Source organism: Pseudomonas sp. 65/3-MNA-CIBAN-0223, from assembly GCF_040310425.1.
Classification (GTDB): domain Bacteria; phylum Pseudomonadota; class Gammaproteobacteria; order Pseudomonadales; family Pseudomonadaceae; genus Aquipseudomonas; species Aquipseudomonas gregormendelii.
The window spans coordinates 1-260 of sequence record NZ_JBEOPV010000214.1; the positions used below are offsets into that span (position 1 = coordinate 1).

At 57.3% G+C, this 260-nt stretch carries 1 protein-coding gene; it reads left to right on the top strand.

The window, feature by feature from the left end:
• The coding region (locus AAEZ09_RS28620; RefSeq protein ID WP_350601716.1) for an immunoglobulin-like domain-containing protein at positions 1-260 on the top strand (260 nt) is incomplete at both ends.

Genomic DNA, 260 nt, shown 5'->3' on the forward strand with positions numbered 1-260 from the left:
ATTACCTACACCGCGACCCTGACCAATCCTGCCGGCACTCCGGTGACTGTGACCTTGAGCAATGGCTCGGTCATCACCATTGGTGCGGGTCAGACTACCGGCACCGTCGTGGTCGAAACTCCGGCTAATGACGTTTATGTCAACGGCAGCACTGTCAGCACTACGATCACTGGCGCTACTGGTGGCAACTTTGAAAACCTGGTGCCGAGCACTACGCCGGCTGTTACCACCATTACCGATTCGATCGATGCCACCGCCGT